Consider the following 16756-nt stretch of genomic DNA (forward strand, 5'->3'; position numbering starts at 1 on the left):
TTCAGAAGATGAAGTCCACGACGGCCGTCGCGACATGGGCTTTTGCAGCGGCGACGTCGGCACCGGTCCACAGCCCGGGCCCGCCGGCGTCGACGCGGATGCGGTCCCATTGCAGCTTCAGCGCTGCCTGCGGATGGAAGTCCCAGCGGGTGCCGAGTGACCAGCCCGACTGCTGCACACGCGAGCGATTGACGGCATCGGTGATGAGCGTGCCCAGCATCTGCGACTGGGCCGCGCCGGCCGGCCCGAGCACCGGCGTCAGCACGGCTTGCCAGGCCGGCAAGGGTGTCACAGGCATGGCATCGCGCGTGCGGCCATAGCCGATGAAGGGCGTCCAGTCGCTCAGCCGGCGGCCGACGGTGGCATAGGCCGACAGCTGGCGCACCAGCGGCGCGGCCGAGATGCGCACGAGCTCGGCGCTCCATTGCCAGTCGCCCAGCTCGTAACGCAGCCCCAGCTCCAGGAAGGTGGCCCAGATGTCGCTCGCCCCCAGGCGCTCGCGCAGCTGTCGCGCCTGGTCGGCCACGGGCGGGATGGGCAGGCTGCCCAACTGGCCGAGGGCGTCGACGGCGGCCTGGGCGCTGCCGAGGTCGAGTTCAATGCGCGTCCGCGATGCGCTGGCGCGCACCAGCAGCCCAGCCTCCTCGCGCGACATCATGACGCCGACGATGTCACGCACCCGGCCCGGCGGAGCAGTATGGAAGTCGCCGATCTGTGCTGTGCCGAGCATCAGCTTCGCGCGCCACTGCGCATTGCCTTGGAACCAGCTGCGCGCGACATCGGCGCCGTCCAGCGCCGTCGGCAGCATGGCGTAGAGCTCGACCGGCGGCCGGGCCGCCATGAAGCCGTAGCCGACATTGCGGTAGTCGGCCATCAAAAAGGCGTCCAAGTTGACGCGGCCGATGCGCACGGTCCAGTCGGCCGTGGGCCGGTAGGCTGCATAGGCCCATTCCAGCGTATCGCTGCCGCCGGCGTAGCTGCCGCGCTTCCTGGCGATGGCCTGGGCGACGAGTTCGAACTGGCTGCTCACGCTGTAGTTGAACTGCACGCCAAGCCGGGTGTCCACGTCATGGCGCCAGCGCGAATCGCTGCCACCCTGGGTCAGTTCACGCCGGTAGCCCCAGCCCACTGGCGCGTCGACGTGCGCGAGGCCGATGCTGCCGAAACCGCTGACCCTGAGGCCGCTTGCGCCGCTCGGCCTGTCGGTCTCAGACTCGCCCTGCGCGGCCATGGCGACGCAGGCTAGCGCTGCAAACAAGCGGCTTGCCCAGGGGCGGGAACTTGGGGAGGTCTTGAAAAGCATGTTTCTCGGGTACTGCCTGCGGATTATTCAGCCGCAGCGCCCAAAGTGGCGGGCGCCACGACCATCAACGGCAACCCCTTCACGCTTGGCCCAACCCTTACAAACACGGGGGGCGTTGCCGGCCCGTGAAAATGCCACGCATGCGTATCGACTTCATCTCCGACATCGTCTGTCCCTGGTGTGCCATCGGCCTGTATTCGCTGGAAGCGGCCGCGGCCCGCATCCCTGGGCTGACTCTGGACCTGCACTTCCATCCCTTCGAGCTCAACCCGGGCATGGGGCCCGCAGGGCAGGACATCGAAGAACATCTGGCGGAGAAATACGGCGCCAGCCCCGCCCAGCTCGCCGGCACGCGCCAGGCGATCCGCGAACGTGGCGCGACGCTGGGGTTTGATTTCCGCCCGGGTGCGCGCAGCCGCATCTACAACACCCGTGACGCCCACCGCTTGCTGCACTGGGCCGGCGAGGTATTTGGCAGTGCGATGCAGCGCACGCTGAAGGTGGCGATGCTGAAAGCCTATTTCACCGATGGCCGCGACGTCTCGAACCACGACGTGCTGGTGGAACTCGCGACCGCGGCCGGCCTGCCCGAGGCCGAGGCACGCGAGCTGCTGGTCGGTGACCGCCACGCGGCCGACGTGGCCGCCGCCGAGGCGCAGGTCCACGCCCAGAACATCCACGCCGTGCCAGCCATCGTCGTCAACCAGCGCCACCTGATCCAGGGTGGGCAATCCGTCGAGGTGTTCGAGCAGCTGCTGCGCCAGGTCATGGCCCAGCCGGCGGCGGTGTAACAAGCTCACGACCCGGGGCAGGTCCGGCCGAGCCTGCGACAATCACGCCATCCCGAAGAAGCCCGCCGCTGGCGGGCTTCGCCTTTCTCCGGAGTTCCATTTCCCGTGTTCAAGAACCTGATCACCTACCGCATCGGCGAAGGCTGGGCCACCGATGCCAAGCAGCTCGCCGAGCAGCTCGCCAAGGAACCCTTCCTGGCCTGCGCCCCCACGCAACCCCTGGCCGTCGGCTGGGCACCGCCGCGCGGCATCGAGCACGCCCCCCTCGTCGAAGTGGTCGACGGCCATTGGCTCGTCAAGCTCAAGCGCGAGCAGCGCCTGCTGCCCTCGTCGGTCGTGCAGGAGCGCGTGGACGAACTGGCCGAACACATCGAGGCCACCACCGGCCGCAAGCCCGGCAAGAAGGCCAAGAAGGAACTGAAGGAGCAGGCCGAGCACGAGCTGCTGCCGCGTGCCTTCACCAAGACCTCGGCCACCCAGGTATGGATCGCGCCCGCGCAGCGCCTGCTGTTCGTTGACGCCGGCTCCAGCAGCCGTGCGGACGAGGTCATCACGCTGCTGATCCAGGCCAGCCCGGGTCTGTCGCTACAGCTGGTGCAGACCGCCGAGAGCCCCGCCGCCTGCATGGCCGCCTGGCTGCTGGACGGCGTGACGCCCGAGGGCTTCCAGATCGAGCGCGAATGCGAGCTCAAGGGCAGCGACGAGCACAAGCCCGTCGTGCGCTACGCCCGCCACCCGCTGGACATCGATGAGGTGCGCGCCCACCTGACCAGCGGCAAGATGCCGACCCGCCTGGCGCTGAGCTGGAACGAGCGCGTCGCCTTCACGCTGACCGAGGGCTTCGCCGTCAAGAAGATCAGCTTCCTGGACCTGGCCTTCGAGGGCCGCGCCGAGGCCAGTGGCGACGAGGCGTTTGACGCCGACATGGCGCTGGCCACCGGCGAGCTGGGCCGGCTGATCCCGGCGCTGATCGAGGGCCTGGGCGGCGAGCATGACTTCGCCGCCGCCGGGGCGCCGGCACCTGCCGCCCTGCCCGCCTCGACCGAGGCCGTGGCCGAGGAAGCGCCGCCCTGGTGAGGCGCTAGAAACCCAGCTTGAGCGTCACGCGCACCGTGCGTGGCTCGGCCGGGTGCACATGCCGATCGGCCACCGGCGCGGCCTCGCCGGGCAGCTGTGATTCGTAGAAATACTCGATGTCGTTGACCTTGCGATCCGTCAGGTTGAACACGTCCACCGTCAGCTCGCTGCCCGCCCACAACTTGCGGCTGACGCGCAGGTTCGTCGTCAGCGACGACCGTGAGCGCACGCTGTTGTCCTCGACCAGCGAGCCCGCGCCGAGGTAGCGCCACTGCAGGCTGGCCGACCAGGGCCCGAGGTCGCACAGTGTCACGGCCACGGAGCCGACCTTGTCGACCGCATTCGGGATGCGGTCACCGGCGGGGTCGACGTTGGCAAAGCGGGCGTGCGTCCAGGCCAGGTCGGCGTCGATCAGCAGCCATGGGGCTGGGACGAAGCGGTTGTTCCACTCGATGCCGCGGCGCTTGCTGGGCCGGTTGGGCTCGGTCGCACCGGCATCGCCGACGTAGATCAGCTCGGAGTCGAAGTCCAGCTTCCACAGCGCCACCGAGCTCTGCAGACCGGGTACCCACTCGGTCCGCGCGCCCAGCTCCAGGCCGCGCGCCGCGACAAGACCTGGCACCGCGTCGACCGGGCTGCCCGTCTTGGGGTCGATGCGGGCCGCCGTGCCCCGCGCGTCGTTGCTGTGGAAGCCGCGGCCGGCGTTGAAGAAGAACTCGGTCCTGGCCCAAGGCCCCGCGATCAGCGACAGCTTGGGCGACAGCAGTTGGGCCGAGGCGCTGCCGGAGTTGGCCGCGTTGCTGTGGCTTTCCACGCTGAAGCGCGCGTCGTCCGCACGCAGGCCGACGACGCTGCGCAGCCAGGGCGTCAGCTCGACCGAGGTCTGGCCGTGGATGCCAAGCTGGGTCTCGCGCACGGCGTCGTCGCGTGTGGTGGCGGTGATGCGGCGCTCGACGGCGTCGAACAGGCCGACGCGCGCGCGGTCATGGCGCAGTTGCAGGCCGATCTCGCTGCGCGCCGGCAGTGCGCCGAGCCGGTGCTCGACCGCGTGGCTGGCGCTGAAGCCGTAGACCCGGCGGCTGTCCTGCTGCGAGAACTGGTCACCATCGCCCGGGCGCTCCAGCGCATAGGTGAAATTGGAGAAAAGCTTGAGCCGGTAGTCCATCGCATAGGCGGCGACCTGCGTGGCCTGCGTGCTGCTGACGTCATGCCATTCGCCGGACAGGCTGCTGCGGCGCGTCTGGCCGCCGTCGCTGGTGTCGATGGCATCGAAGCGGCCAAAGGTTTGGCCGTTGAAGCTGCCGGCGGCGATCAGGCGCTCGGGGATCTGGTCGGTCGAGTTCCAGCTGGCGTCATAGCCCATCGCGCTGGCGCTCCAGCCCGCGGCCCGCGTGCCGCCGGACAGGGTCAGCACGCCATTGCGCTTGCGCAGGCGCTCCGGCAGCGTCCAGGGCCCGTCGTTGTGCTGCACCTCGACGGCGCCGAGCAGTCGCTTGTCACCCAGCGCGACGGAGCCGCCGCCGACAAAGCGCTGGAACTGCCGCTGGCCCAAGGTCAGCGTGGCGAAGCTCTGGTCCAGCGTCGTGCGATAGGCGATGTCGGCCGAGCCGGCGGCGGCGAAGTTGCCGTTCCGTGCGAAGTAAGGGCCCTTGCGGTACTCGATGCGGTCGACCAGCTCGGGGATCAGGAAGTTCAGGTCCGAATAGCCCTGGCCATGGCCGTGCGAGGGCATGTTGACCGGCAGGCCGTTGACGCTGGTGGCGAAGTCGGTGCCGTGGTCGAGGTTGAAGCCGCGCAGGAAGTACTGGTTGGCTTTGCCGTCGCCCGAATGCTGGGTGACGATCAGGCCGGGCACGAACTCCAGCACCTCGCCCGGGCGCAGCGCGGGGCGGCTCTTCAGCAGCTCGGCGCGGATCGTGCCTTGGGAAGCGGCGTCGGCGCTGCCGATGGCGTTGTCGTAGTGGCGGCCTGCGAGCTGCACACGCTCCAGCTGGGTGGCTGCGGCAACCACGGTGGGCGCTGTGGGCTGGGCTTGCGAAGCCGACGCGGCCATCAGGGCCAGCGCCGCAGGGATCGAGGAACGATGGATGAACATTTGATTGCCTCGGGGTCGGGGACCGGCGGTCATGCGCAGGCGCCACCTGTCCGGCCGGAGCAGGCGGAAACCGGGGCAGCGTGGGGCAGGCGCAGCGAGGCGCCTTGGTGGTGCTGCAGCGGGCAGCGTGCCCGCGCACGGTCAGCCGCGTGGGGGCATGCGCGGGGGCGCGACGGCCCGGTCGCGCCAGCCAGGCTCGGCGATGGCGGGATGGTGGCCAGCGGCAGCAGGCGGGACGGCGAGGCCGGCCGGCAGCCACGCCTGGAAGACGGTCGCCCCACCCTGCGGCGAGCTGTCGGCCGGGTCGGTCACATCCAGTACGTCGCCAGTGTCGTGCGAGTGCTGGTGATAGACGCTGCCATGCTCATGCAAGCCGGTTGCCGGCCCGGTGCTGGGCAGCCAGGCGTGCTGCTGATGCCTGAGCTGCGGCGCCTGGGCGGCGTGAAGCTGATCCAGCACGGCTCGCAACGCGCCGCGCACGCTGGCCAGAGGCGTGTCCTGATGCGACGCGCCGGTGTGCAGATGACGCTGGCCCTGGATACCAGCGACCAGTTGCGCGGCGCCCTGCAGCGGCAACACGACGAGCAACATCGCCAGGACGGCGATGCGCGTTCGGTGCAGCAGTGAGGACAGGCAGGTGGGCACAGGTGGGCAGAGGTGGGCGAGCTGCGGACAACCGTCGTACAGCCTCTACGCGCCCGTGCGGCCGGCGGATTCGCCGACCGCCCCCTAGCTTCTCGCAGCGCCCCAGTGCGTGAACGGGTTCACCGCCAGGTTCGCGTTGACATAGCGGGCATCGCCGGTCACCTCGGCACCCAGCCAGCCCGGCCTGGCAAAGACCTGTCCCTCCGCCACCAGCTCGATCTCGGCGACGACGAGGCCGGCATTGGCGCCAAGGAACTCGTCGACCTCCCAGGTCATGCCCTCATGCGGGCAGAGGTGGCGGATCTTTTCGACGACGGGACCGTCGCACAGCGCCAGCAGCTGCCCGGCGTCGGCGAGCGGGATCCCGTACTCGAACTCGGCCCGCGTGGCGCCTTGCGTGGCGCCCTTGATGGTCAGGAAGGCGGCGTCGCCCGCGATGCGCACGCGCACCGTGCGCGCCGGCTCGCGGCTGAGGTAGCCCTGGCTGAAGCGGGTCTGCATTGACGCCTGCCCCCGCCAGCCGTCGCCCGTGACGAGGAACTTGCGTTCGATCTCAATGCCCATCTTGCGCCGCCTTTGCCGCCGCCTCACGCAGCTTGTCCTTCTTGCTCTTGCGCGTCGTGCTCTTGATGCCGCCCGCTGCCTGCGCCTCGCTGGCCAGTGCCGTCGGCTCGAAGCCGTCCAGCCGCTCCCGCGGCACGCGCTGGCCCTGGCGCTTCTCGATGACGCGGAAATGGCTCTCGGCGTTCTCGGCGCTGTCCGCGCAGATGAAGCTGACCGCCACGCCGGTGGCGCCAGCGCGGCCGGTGCGGCCGATGCGGTGGGTATAGTCGGCCGGCGAGCGCGGCAGCTCGTAGTTGACGACGGCATCCAGCGCATCGACATGCAGGCCGCGCGCGGCCACGTCGGTGGCGACCAGCACCTTGACGCTGCCGGCCTTCAGCGCCGCCAGCACGTCGCTGCGCGCGCCCTGGCTCAGCTCGCCATGCAGGGCGCCAGCCTTGAAGCCGTGGGCGAAGAGCTTGTCCGACACCAGCTCGGCGGTGTAGCGGCTGGCGACGAAGACCAGCGCGCGGTCCCAAGCCTCGTCCTTGAGCAGGTGCCGCAGCGCCGGCAGGCGCTGGGCGCGGTCAAGCTGGATGGCGCGTTGCTTGATCTGCGGTGCTGCCTCCTGGATATCAATGCGCACCGGGTCGCGCAGCAACTGCTCGGCCAGCGTCTGCACCGCCGCCGGGCAGGTGGCAGAGAACAGCAGGGTCTGGCGTCGCACGGGCAGCAGCGCCAGCACACGCTGCAACTCATCGGCGAAGCCCTGGCCGAGCAGGCGGTCGGCCTCATCCAGCACCAGGCAGTCGATGCCCGCCAGCTTCAGGCCGTTGTGATCGATGAGGTCGAGCAGGCGGCCCGGCGTGGCCACCATCACGTCGCAGCCGCCGCGCAGTGCCATCAGTTGCGGATTGATGGACACACCGCCGAACGCCAGCGCGATCCTGGGGCGGTGCAGCAGCAGGGCCGCGACGTCGCGCAGCAGCTGGGCGGTCTGCGCGGCCAGCTCGCGGGTGGGCGCCAGCACCAGCACGCGCGGTCCGGGGCGCGGCGGCGCGGTGATCAGCCGTTGCAGCAGCGGCAGCGCGAAGGCGGCGGTCTTGCCCGAACCGGTCTGGGCCAGTGCCAGCACGTCGGCGCCGGCCAGGATGGGCGGCAGCGCAGCGGCCTGGACGGCGGTAGGGGCGTGATAGCCCTGTTCGCGCACGGCGCGCAGCAGGGCGGGCGACAGGCCCAGGGAAGAAAAAGACATGCGGAATTAGAACAGCGGCCGCTGGTCGCCTGCGAGCTGGCCGACAGCGCGCGCTTCGATGAGCAGCAAGCGCCGCTTGGTCTCGACGCCGCCGGGCGCAGAAAAGCCCGTCGGCTCGCCTCCCGCCCCCATCACGCGATGGAGGGCACGATGGGCGGAAACGGGTTATCGCCCTCGGCGCGGCCGACCGCGCGTGCCGCGCCTGGCCGGCCCAGCGCGGCGGCGATGTCACCATAGGTGCGCGTTTGGCCCGGCGGTATGGCGCGGGTCAGCGCATGCACCTGGCGGCGGAACGCCGGGATGCCGCGTTCGTCGAGCGGGATGTCGCTGAGGTCACGCACCTCGCCGGCCAGCAGCGCGCGGATGCCATCGACGGCGTGGGCGATGGCGGGCGGCAGTTCATCTGTCAGCCGAGCGCCCGGGTGCCGCCGCTTGAGCTGGGTCGGGCTCGCCTGAGGCAGCAGCGAGGCGACGACGCCCTGCGCGCTCCAGACGATGCCGCAGGTTCCCAGCGCGGTGGCGAAGCTGTGGCTCCACAGCGGCTCGTCGTGCGGCATCTCAAGATCGTTGACAGAATCGCTCACGTTATCCGGGCGGCGCTTGCAGTTTTGAAGTAGTAGCCAAGCATGCCAGCGCCGCGCGCGCGGCCGGCGTCGTCCAGCCAGGGTGCGACGTGGGAGCGCCGGGCCGCCGAGCAGGCCGCCGGATGCAGGCCTTGGTCGGCACACACCAGCAGCGCCTCGAAGCCGCCCCGGCAGCGCTCAACGTCGACGCTGCTCATCACCGGGCCGTGGCCCGGCACGGGGCGCTTGAACGGCTGCGCTGCGATCTGCGGCCAGGCGGGCGGGCACGCGGTGTCCATGAAGGGCATCAGAGGCGCAACAGCGGATGCTCGCGCACGACCGGCGGCCGGCGGGTCGTCACCTTCAGGCCGCGACGGCCGCGCTCGAAAGCCGCGCCGCGGTCGCCTGTTCAGCCACCTGGCGCGGTGGCAGCATCTTCAGGCGATGGTCGCTCCAGACCTGGCGCCAGCGGCGCGCGCCCGGTGTGCCGTTCCACAGGCCCAGCGCATGGCGCATCGCGTGCGACCACGAGCGACCGGCGGCGTGCACGCGGTCGAGATAGTCCAGCCAGCCATCCTCGACCTGCTCGCGCGAGGTCGCGGGGTCGGCCGCACCGAAGAAGCGCGAATCCCATTGCGCCATGCTCCAGGGCTCGTGGTAGGCCTCGCGGCCGACCATGACGCCATCCAGCACGGCGAGCTGGTCGGCGATCTGGTCAGGCGTCTTCAGGCCGCCGTTGATGGCGATGGTCAGCTGCGGGAACTCGCGCTTGAGCTGCGCGACCAGCTCGTAGCGCAGCGGCGGGACCTCACGGTTCTCCTTGGGCGACAAGCCCTGCAGCCAGGCATTGCGGGCATGCACGATGAAGACCTCGCAACCCGCTGCGGCGACCGTGCCGACGAAGTCGCGCACGAAGTCGTAGCTTTCGTTCCTGTCGATGCCGATGCGGTGCTTGACGGTGACCGGCAGCGCCGTCGCGTCGCGCATGGCCTTGACGCAATCGGCCACCAATTGCGGCTCGGCCATCAGACAGGCACCGAAGGCGCCCTTCTGCACCCGCTCGCTCGGGCAGCCGCAGTTCAGGTTGACCTCGTCATAGCCCCAGCGCTCGGCCAGCGTGGCGCAGGCGGCCAGGTCGGCGGGTTCGCTGCCACCGAGTTGCAGCGCCACCGGGTGCTCCTCGGCGTTGAAGTCCAGGTGCCGCGGCTGGTCGCCGTGCAGCAAGGCGCCCGTCGTCACCATCTCCGTGTAGAGCAGCGTATGGCGGGTGATGAGCCGATGGAAGTAGCGGCAATGCCGGTCGGTCCAGTCCATCATGGGCGCGACGCTTAATCGCCAGCCCCTGTGAGTGGCCGCTTTCATAGAGAGAACTGCCCCACGAATACCCGCCGATCCTTGCCCATTCCAGTCCGTTCCACCCTTCAGCACCTGGTGCTACAGCGAGTGCTATCAAAACTCCTGTCGCCCCGACACCGTGGCCAGTATTCTCACTCGGAAGCGGGCCGATGGCTTCGCGCGCAGCTTCATGCTGGGGTGCTACCGACTGCACCGCGGCAGCGTCGTCCGAGCAACGCCACAGGAAGCTGCTGTGAATCGTCAAGCGCTTAAAGCTGTTGTTCCGGTGAGGCCAAAGTGAGGTTGCAAGCCGCGACAAGGGCGAGCGGTCAAGGTGCCGGCGAATCCGCCTGCTGCTCGGCTGAACCGCTCTCCGCCAGCAGTTTGAGCATTGGTGCTTCAAGCGCCGGCGCGAGACTGAGCGCGAACTCTTCCGTCAAATGGTTCCGGTCCTTGAACATGATCAACCCATTTCGCGCTGTTGGGCAAACCGGCCCGTCGCAGATGGCGTGAGATAAGTTGATGAAGGCCGCGCCACGGCGCACCAGCACCTCCTCCTCGGCGGTCGCGAGCGGTCCAACGCGCGCCTCTTCGTCGGCGGCCAAATAGGTGCAGGCCTCATCGACGGACCAATTGCGCCAGGACGCGCGCGCGTAGCAGGCCGGCACGTTGAAACCGGGGAATGGAATGTCCTTCAGGTAGCCCACCTGGGCGCCGGTGCGCTGCAACCGCTCCACCGTACGGTCCAGGCCGGCCTGCCAGCGGCCGGGCTCCATGCTATAGCCCGAAGAACTAGCCATGATCACTAGCGCAGGCCGCATCCGCTCGATGCGCTGAAGCATCCGCTCCCGCCACGCCGTGCATTCGTGATAGTCGCCGAGCGTCGTGTAGACGGCAACTTGGACATCCACGGAGGGGCATGCCGACTTGGTCAGCACAACCAAACGCAGGTGGTGTTTGAGCGCTAGCTGCTGCAACGGAACGAACCACTGCGCCGCATGGGAATCCCCGAACAGCACGACCGTGGCGCTCGGGCGTTCGAATCCGAACTCGCACGCGGGCTGATCTACGGCGTCGGCCAGCGTGAGGCAGCCCGTGGCCTCGGTGATGTCCCATCGGGCTGCGCGCTCGAAGCGCTCCTGTTCAGGCCCGACATGGATGAACTTGCGGGTGAACTGCGCGCCGGCGGCGACCACCACGCACAACGCCAAGCCGGCGAAAACGACCTGGCGAGCCGACCCGCCCGGAAACAAGGAATGCATAAAGGGCTGTTCGACGAAGCGGTAGGACAGCCAACCCAGTGCAATGGACAGTGCGATCAACCCAACGGTCAACAAGGCGCCGGATTTGGGCGTGATCACGGCAGCTGCGATTAGGACGGGCCAATGCCACAGATAGACGGAATAGGAGCAATCGCCGAGCTGCCGAATGACCCGAGACTGCAGCAGCCTGCCTACCATCGTCTGCCCGCCATGCTGGACAACGACAAGTAGCAGACCCCCGGCCACGACCGGAAACGCCGCCAAGAAACCGGGGAACCTCATCCGGCCGTCGAACAGTAAGGAGATCAAGCAGAGCATGGCCATTGCGACCCAGCCCATAGCCGCCACGGTGCGCGTGCTCCAGCCGATCAAAAGTCGCGGCCAGACGGCGATGGCCATACCGACCGCAAACTCCCAGATCCGGAATGGCGTGAGGAAGAACGCGTACTTGAAATTTAACTGCGTGATGGCCACGCAGCTTGCGAAGCTGAGCCCCCCGATGATCACAAGCAGCCAACCCGTCACCAAGCGGGGCCTGCCGCGGAACCGGCGCGTCGAAAATAGCATGAGCAGGGGCCAGACCACATAGAACTGCTCCTCCACCGCCAACGACCAAAGGTGCAACGTGGGATTCGCCTCCGTGTGCCCGCCGAAATAGTCTGTGGGGCGGCTAGCAAACCAGAGGTTAGAGGCATAGAGCGCGGCGGCTCGCGCGGACGACAGGAGTTCATCCTGCTCCTGAGGCGCATACAACAGGCGGATGCCGACCACAGTACAGGCCAGCACCACTGCGGCAGCGGGGAGCAGGCGCCGCACCCGGCGTGCATAGAACGCCCAAAGGTCCAGCCCGTTCTTGCTCTCGAGTTCCCTTAGCAATAGTCCGCCAATGAGATAGCCCGAGATTACGAAGAACACGTCAACCCCGACGTAGCCGCCGCCAAAGCCCGGCACACCGGCGTGGTTCAGCAGCACAAGCAGGATTGCGATCCCGCGCATTCCTTGCAAGCCGGGGTTAAACCGGTTTGGCGCAACGACAGCGCCCGCCGTTCGCAAGAGCGCCGGTTGAGCGGCGCTCACGCGAGATCTTTCAGTGGATGTTTTGGCGCCGTCCAAGGGCTGACAAAGAAGGCAGCAACCTCGGCGGGGTCCACGTCGGCAACCGCGGCGGGCTGCCAGCGCGGGGCGTGGTCCTTGTCGACGGCCAGTGCGCGGATGCCTTCGACCGTCTCGCTGCGGGCTGCGCCGCGCAGGTGGAAGGCGTGGTGCACGAGATCGCGCTCCAGGCGCAGGTCGTCGGCCAGGCTGAGCTTGCGGCTGCGGCGCACGAGTTCGAGCGTGACGGCCATCATGGTCGGCGAGCGTTGCAGCAGCGCCTGGCGGGTCTGGCGTGACCAGTCGTCGCCCGCGGCGGCCAGCGAATCCAGGATGCCGGCCAGCGTCGGCTCGCCGAAGTGGCGATCGATGCGCTCGGCGGCGGCCTTGGGGTCGGCGGCCGGGGCGAGGTCGGCGCGCTCCATGACGGTCGCGACGACATGCTCGGCGCTGGCTTGCGGGCTGGCCCTCAAGGCGGCGATCAGGTCGTCCCACTGCGAGGCTGGCACATAGACGTCGCCCAGGCCCCACTCGATGGCGTCGCCCGCCGCAATGGCCTGGCCGGTCAGCGCCAGCCACTCGCCCACATGGCCGGGGCAGCGGGCGAGAAAGTAACCGCCGCCAACATCGGGGAACAGGCCGATAGCGGTCTCAGGCATCGCGAGCCTGGAGCGGTCGCTGAGCACGCGCAGCTTGGCCCCTTGGCTGATGCCCATGCCGCCGCCCATGACGATGCCGTCCATCAGCGCGATATAGGGTTTGGGGTAGTGGTGGATGAGGTGATTGAGGCGGTATTCCTCGGTGAAGAAGTCCTCCAGCGCCGAGTCACCGGCGTGCGCGGCCTGGTGGAAGAAGCGGATGTCGCCACCAGCACAGAAGGCCGGTGCCTTGCCCTCACGCGCCGCGCCGAGCACCGTGACCGCCTGGATCTCGGGACGCGCCGCCCAATGGCGCAGCAGGGCCGTCATGTCACGAATCATGGCCAGCGACAGCGCGTTCAGCGCCTGCGGGCGGTTCAGCGTGATGAGGCCAAGGCAGCCGTTGACCTCGGCCAGGATTTGGCCATCGGCACCGAGGGGCGGGATCGGATCGTTCATGCGTTCTTCAGGACGGATTTGACGGAGGGAGGGGCGAGGGCTTCGTTGGCGACCAGCGCGGCAAGCACGAGGCTACCGCCGATCAGCGCCGCGCTGCCTGGGTGTTCGCCCGCAAAGAGCCAAGCCCACAGCACACCGAGCAGGGTTTCCATCTGACCAAGCAAGGCCAGCTCGTGACCCGGCAGCTCGCGCGCCAGCCGCACCGCCAGCAGACAGGGAACAGCCAGCTGGAAGACGCCGAGGCCGGCCAGCAGGGTCAGGTCGTGCGCGCCGGCCTGCAGGGGCCAGGCCAGCGGCAGCGTCAGCGCCATGGAGAGCAGCGCGCCGATCAGGACGGCAGGGAGCATGTCGGGCGCACTCGGCCGGCCGCCCTGCCCAACCTTCTGCAGAAGGCACCAGTTCGTCGCGGCCGCCAGCGGCACGCCCAACGCGACGAGCACGCCGAGCAGCGGCCCGCCAAGCTGCCCGCCGAACATCCAGGCGATGCCGGCGCCCGCCACGCCGATGGCCCACCAGGTACGTGCGGGGATGGGCTGATGCAGAAAGACGCGAGCAAAGACTGCCGTGAACAGCGGCGACAGCGACATCGTGACCAGCACGTTGGCCACCGTCGTCAGCGACAGCGCCACCATGAAGGCCGTGAACATGACGGCCCAGCACAGGCCCGAGGCCCAGACGGCGCGGCCTTTGAGGCTGGGCAGCAGCGCCCTGCCCCGCATGAAGCCCAGGATCATGACCAGCGCCATCGCATTGAAGGCGCTGCGCCAGAACGTGATCTCGAAGCCCCGCGCCGCCTCCAGATGCCGCGTGACCACCCCCGCCGAGCTCCACATCAGCGTGACCAGCAGCATCAGCAACACAGCGGATCGGTGGCTCATAGCAGAGCGCCCCTTTCGGGGCGCGGGCAATCAACTGACTAGAACCCCCTCTCGGAGGGGGCAGGGGGAGCTCAACATTTCCGCGGAACGCGAGCGGGCTTCGTGCGCTTAAGCGCGCGAAGCTCGCTTGCGTTCGTTTTCCGACAGGTGGCGTTTGCGGACGCGAACGCTCTTGGGCGTGATCTCGACCAGTTCGTCGTCGTCGATGAAGTCCACGCCGTATTCCAGCGTCAGCTCGATGGGCGGCGTGACCTTGATGGCGTCTTCCTTGCCGGAGACGCGGAAGTTGGTCAGCTGCTTGGTGCGCGTCGCGTTGACGACGAGGTCGTTGTCGCGGTTGTGGATGCCGACGATCATGCCTTCGTAGACCGGGTCGTTCGGCTTGACGAACATGCGGCCGCGGTCGTCGAGCTTGCCCAGGGCGTAGGTGAAGATCTCACCATCGTCCATGGAGATCAGCACGCCGTTCTTGCGGCCGCCGATCTCGCCCTTGTGGGGCTCGTAGCCATCGAAGATCGAGGAGATCAGGCCCGAGCCGCGCGTCAGGTTCATGAACTCGTTGCTGAAGCCGATCAGGCCGCGCGCGGGGATGCGGTACTCCAGGCGCACGCGGCCATGGCCGTCCGGCTCCATATTGAGCATTTCGCCCTTGCGCAGGCCCAGCGCCTGCATGACGCCGCCCTGGTGGATTTCCTCCACGTCGGCCGTCACCAGCTCCATCGGCTCGTGCTTCTCGCCATCGACGTCCTTGAACATCACGCGCGGCTTGGACACGGCCAGCTCGTAGCCCTCGCGGCGCATGTTTTCCAGCAGGATGGTCAGGTGCAGTTCACCCCGGCCGCAGACCTCGAAGATGCCGTCTTCGTCGGTCTCCTTCACGCGCAGGGCCACGTTGTGCTGCAGCTCCTTTTGCAGGCGGTCCCAGATCTGGCGGCTGGTGACGAACTTGCCTTCGCGGCCGGCCAGGGGGCTGGTGTTGACGCAGAAGTTCATCGTCAGCGTCGGCTCGTCGACCTTGAGCATCGGCAGCGGCGCGGGGTTGGCCGGGTCGGTCACGGTGACGCCGATGCCGATGTCCTCGATGCCGTTGATCAGCACGATCTCGCCGGGGCCCGCATCGGTGACCTGCACGCGGTCCAGGCCGTGGAAGGTCAGCACCTGGTTGATGCGGCCGTTGACGCTCTTGCCGTCCGGACCCTCCATCACGGCGACCTGCATGCCGGGCTTGATGGTGCCCTGGCTGATGCGGCCCACGCCGATGCGGCCGACGAAGGTGGAGAAGTCGAGCGCAGAGATCTGCAGCTGCAGCGGCGCGGCCGGGTCGCCGGACTGCGGCGGCACGTGCTTGAGGATGGTGTCGAACAGGGCCGACATGTCGGGCCCCCACTGCTCGCCCGGCGCGCCTTCGGTCAGGGAGGTCCAGCCGTTGATGCCCGAGGCGTAGACGACCGGGAAATCGAGCTGCTCGTCGGTGGCGCCGAGCTTGTCGAACAGGTCGAAGGCGGCGTTGATGACGGCATCAGGCTTGGCGCCCGGCTTGTCCACCTTGTTGACGACGACGATGGGCTTCAAGCCCAGGGCCAGCGCCTTCTTGGTCACGAAGCGGGTCTGCGGCATCGGGCCTTCCTGGGCGTCGATCAGCAGCACGACGCCGTCGACCATCGACAGCGCGCGTTCGACTTCGCCGCCGAAGTCCGCGTGGCCGGGCGTGTCGACGATGTTGATGTGCGTGCCACCCCAGGACACGGCGCAGTTCTTGGCCAGGATGGTGATGCCGCGCTCGCGTTCGATGGCATTGCTGTCCATCACGGTGTCGACGACCTTCTCGTGGTCGGCGAAGGTGCCGCTCTGTCGCAGGAGCTGGTCCACCATGGTGGTTTTGCCATGGTCGACGTGGGCAATGATGGCAATGTTGCGGATCGGGGTGGTCATGGGACTTGCTTCTAAAAAAAACCGGGTCAGGCGCAGAGCAGAGCCTGGACCTCCGGCGGGGTCAACAGGCGGTCGGCGATCAGCTCGCCAGCAGTGATGTGGGCGCTGCCGAGAAAGGCGCGCGCTTCGGGGCCGTAGACGCGCACCCGTTGGGCATCGGGCGCGTCGACGCGGCGGCGCAGCCCGGACAGGAAACGGGCCGCTTCGGGCGCGGGGAGCTGCAGTGCAGGCGCGTCAGCCAGCAGGCGGTCGGGTGAGGTGAGCAGCGCGGCGCGCTGCTCTTCGGGCAGGGCTTCCAGGGCTGCCAGCGTGATGCTGCCGTCCAGCGTCAGGCTGCCTGAAGCCGTGCGGCGCAGGGCGGCCAGCGAGGCGCCGCAGCCCAGCCGCGTGCCGATGTCTTCGGCCAGCGTGCGGATGTAGGTGCCTTTGGTACAACGCACGTCGAGGGTCACGCTGCCAGCCTGCACGCTGACGATGTCGATGGCATGAATCGTCACCCGACGGCTCTTGCGCTCGATCTCGATGCCGGCACGGGCGTACTCGTAGAGCGCCTTGCCTTCGTGCTTGAGCGCCGAGTACATCGGCGGCATCTGGTCGATCTCGCCGGTGAAGGCGGCGCAGGCGACGGCGATCTGCTCGGGCGTGATGCCGTCAATCTCGCGGCGCTCCAGCACTTCACCCTCGGCGTCGCCGGTGGTCGTGCGGATGCCCAAGGCCAGGGTCGCGAGATAGCGCTTGTCGGCATCCAGGCTGAGCTGGCTGAACTTGGTCGCCGCGCCGAAGCACAGCGGCAGCAGGCCGGTGGCCAGCGGGTCCAGCGTGCCGGTGTGGCCGGCCTTCTCGGCGCGCAGCAGCCACTTGGCCTTCTGCAACGCGTCGTTGCTCGAC

15 protein-coding genes are annotated in these 16756 nt (G+C 68.6%); 2 read left to right on the forward strand and 13 right to left on the reverse strand.

Annotated features, from left to right (window positions below; genetic code table 11):
• Position 1: 1 nt before the first annotated feature.
• Positions 2 to 1258, reverse strand: a complete 1257-nt coding sequence (locus ACT6S0_RS02545) for a hypothetical protein (protein ID WP_444762344.1) — start codon at positions 1256 to 1258, stop codon at positions 2 to 4.
• A gap of 176 nt (positions 1259 to 1434) precedes the next feature.
• On the opposite strand from ACT6S0_RS02545, the gene ACT6S0_RS02550 reads away from it, so the two are divergent.
• Positions 1435 to 2094 (forward strand): DsbA family oxidoreductase, encoded by a 660-nt coding sequence (locus ACT6S0_RS02550; RefSeq protein WP_444762345.1) that lies wholly within the window; start codon positions 1435 to 1437, stop codon positions 2092 to 2094.
• 105 nt (positions 2095 to 2199) lie between these two features.
• A complete protein-coding gene (locus tag ACT6S0_RS02555; protein ID WP_444762346.1) occupies positions 2200 to 3171 on the forward strand; it encodes a recombination-associated protein RdgC in 972 nt (323 codons plus the stop codon).
• 4 nt (positions 3172 to 3175) lie between these two features.
• Here the strand turns inward: ACT6S0_RS02555 and ACT6S0_RS02560 are convergent, their stop codons facing one another.
• The 12 genes from ACT6S0_RS02560 to truB all read right to left on the reverse strand — a co-directional run.
• Entirely contained in the window at positions 3176 to 5266 is a 2091-nt protein-coding gene (locus ACT6S0_RS02560) for a TonB-dependent receptor (protein WP_444762347.1), read from the reverse strand.
• Positions 5267 to 5407: 141 nt separating this feature from the next.
• Positions 5408 to 5911: a hypothetical protein gene (locus tag ACT6S0_RS02565; RefSeq protein ID WP_444762348.1), complete on the reverse strand. Its 504-nt coding sequence runs from the start codon at positions 5909 to 5911 to the stop codon at positions 5408 to 5410.
• Positions 5912 to 5995: 84 nt separating this feature from the next.
• Positions 5996 to 6475 (reverse strand): CYTH domain-containing protein, encoded by a 480-nt coding sequence (locus tag ACT6S0_RS02570; RefSeq protein ID WP_444762349.1) that lies wholly within the window; start codon positions 6473 to 6475, stop codon positions 5996 to 5998.
• Positions 6465 to 7709 (reverse strand): DEAD/DEAH box helicase, encoded by a 1245-nt coding sequence (locus tag ACT6S0_RS02575; protein ID WP_444762350.1) that lies wholly within the window; start codon positions 7707 to 7709, stop codon positions 6465 to 6467. The genes ACT6S0_RS02570 and ACT6S0_RS02575 overlap by 11 nt, the downstream gene beginning before the upstream one ends.
• Positions 7710 to 7840: 131 nt before the next feature.
• Entirely contained in the window at positions 7841 to 8293 is a 453-nt protein-coding gene (locus tag ACT6S0_RS02580) for a methylated-DNA--[protein]-cysteine S-methyltransferase (RefSeq protein WP_444762351.1), read from the reverse strand.
• Entirely contained in the window at positions 8290 to 8571 is a 282-nt protein-coding gene (locus ACT6S0_RS02585; protein WP_444762352.1) for a hypothetical protein, read from the reverse strand. Before ACT6S0_RS02585 ends, ACT6S0_RS02580 begins: the two co-directional genes overlap by 4 nt.
• A 64-nt stretch (positions 8572 to 8635) precedes the next feature.
• Entirely contained in the window at positions 8636 to 9589 is a 954-nt protein-coding gene (dusA, locus tag ACT6S0_RS02590) for a tRNA dihydrouridine(20/20a) synthase DusA (RefSeq protein WP_444762353.1), read from the reverse strand.
• Between the two features lie 347 nt (positions 9590 to 9936).
• Positions 9937 to 11946: an acyltransferase family protein gene (locus ACT6S0_RS02595; protein WP_444762354.1), complete on the reverse strand. Its 2010-nt coding sequence runs from the start codon at positions 11944 to 11946 to the stop codon at positions 9937 to 9939.
• Positions 11943 to 13058: an enoyl-CoA hydratase/isomerase family protein gene (locus ACT6S0_RS02600; protein ID WP_444762355.1), complete on the reverse strand. Its 1116-nt coding sequence runs from the start codon at positions 13056 to 13058 to the stop codon at positions 11943 to 11945. The genes ACT6S0_RS02595 and ACT6S0_RS02600 overlap by 4 nt, the downstream gene beginning before the upstream one ends.
• Positions 13055 to 13936: a DMT family transporter gene (locus ACT6S0_RS02605; protein ID WP_444762356.1), complete on the reverse strand. Its 882-nt coding sequence runs from the start codon at positions 13934 to 13936 to the stop codon at positions 13055 to 13057. Before ACT6S0_RS02605 ends, ACT6S0_RS02600 begins: the two co-directional genes overlap by 4 nt.
• A 108-nt stretch (positions 13937 to 14044) precedes the next feature.
• Complete coding sequence (typA, locus tag ACT6S0_RS02610) at positions 14045 to 15868, reverse strand: translational GTPase TypA (protein ID WP_444762357.1); 1824 nt, start codon at positions 15866 to 15868, stop codon at positions 14045 to 14047.
• A gap of 26 nt (positions 15869 to 15894) precedes the next feature.
• A partial coding sequence (truB, locus tag ACT6S0_RS02615) for a tRNA pseudouridine(55) synthase TruB (protein WP_444762358.1) occupies positions 15895 to 16756 on the reverse strand: 862 nt, incomplete at its 5' end.

The sequence above is a fragment of the Roseateles sp. genome (assembly GCF_052436255.1).
In the GTDB taxonomy this organism is placed as follows: Bacteria; Pseudomonadota; Gammaproteobacteria; order Burkholderiales; family Burkholderiaceae_C; genus Pelomonas.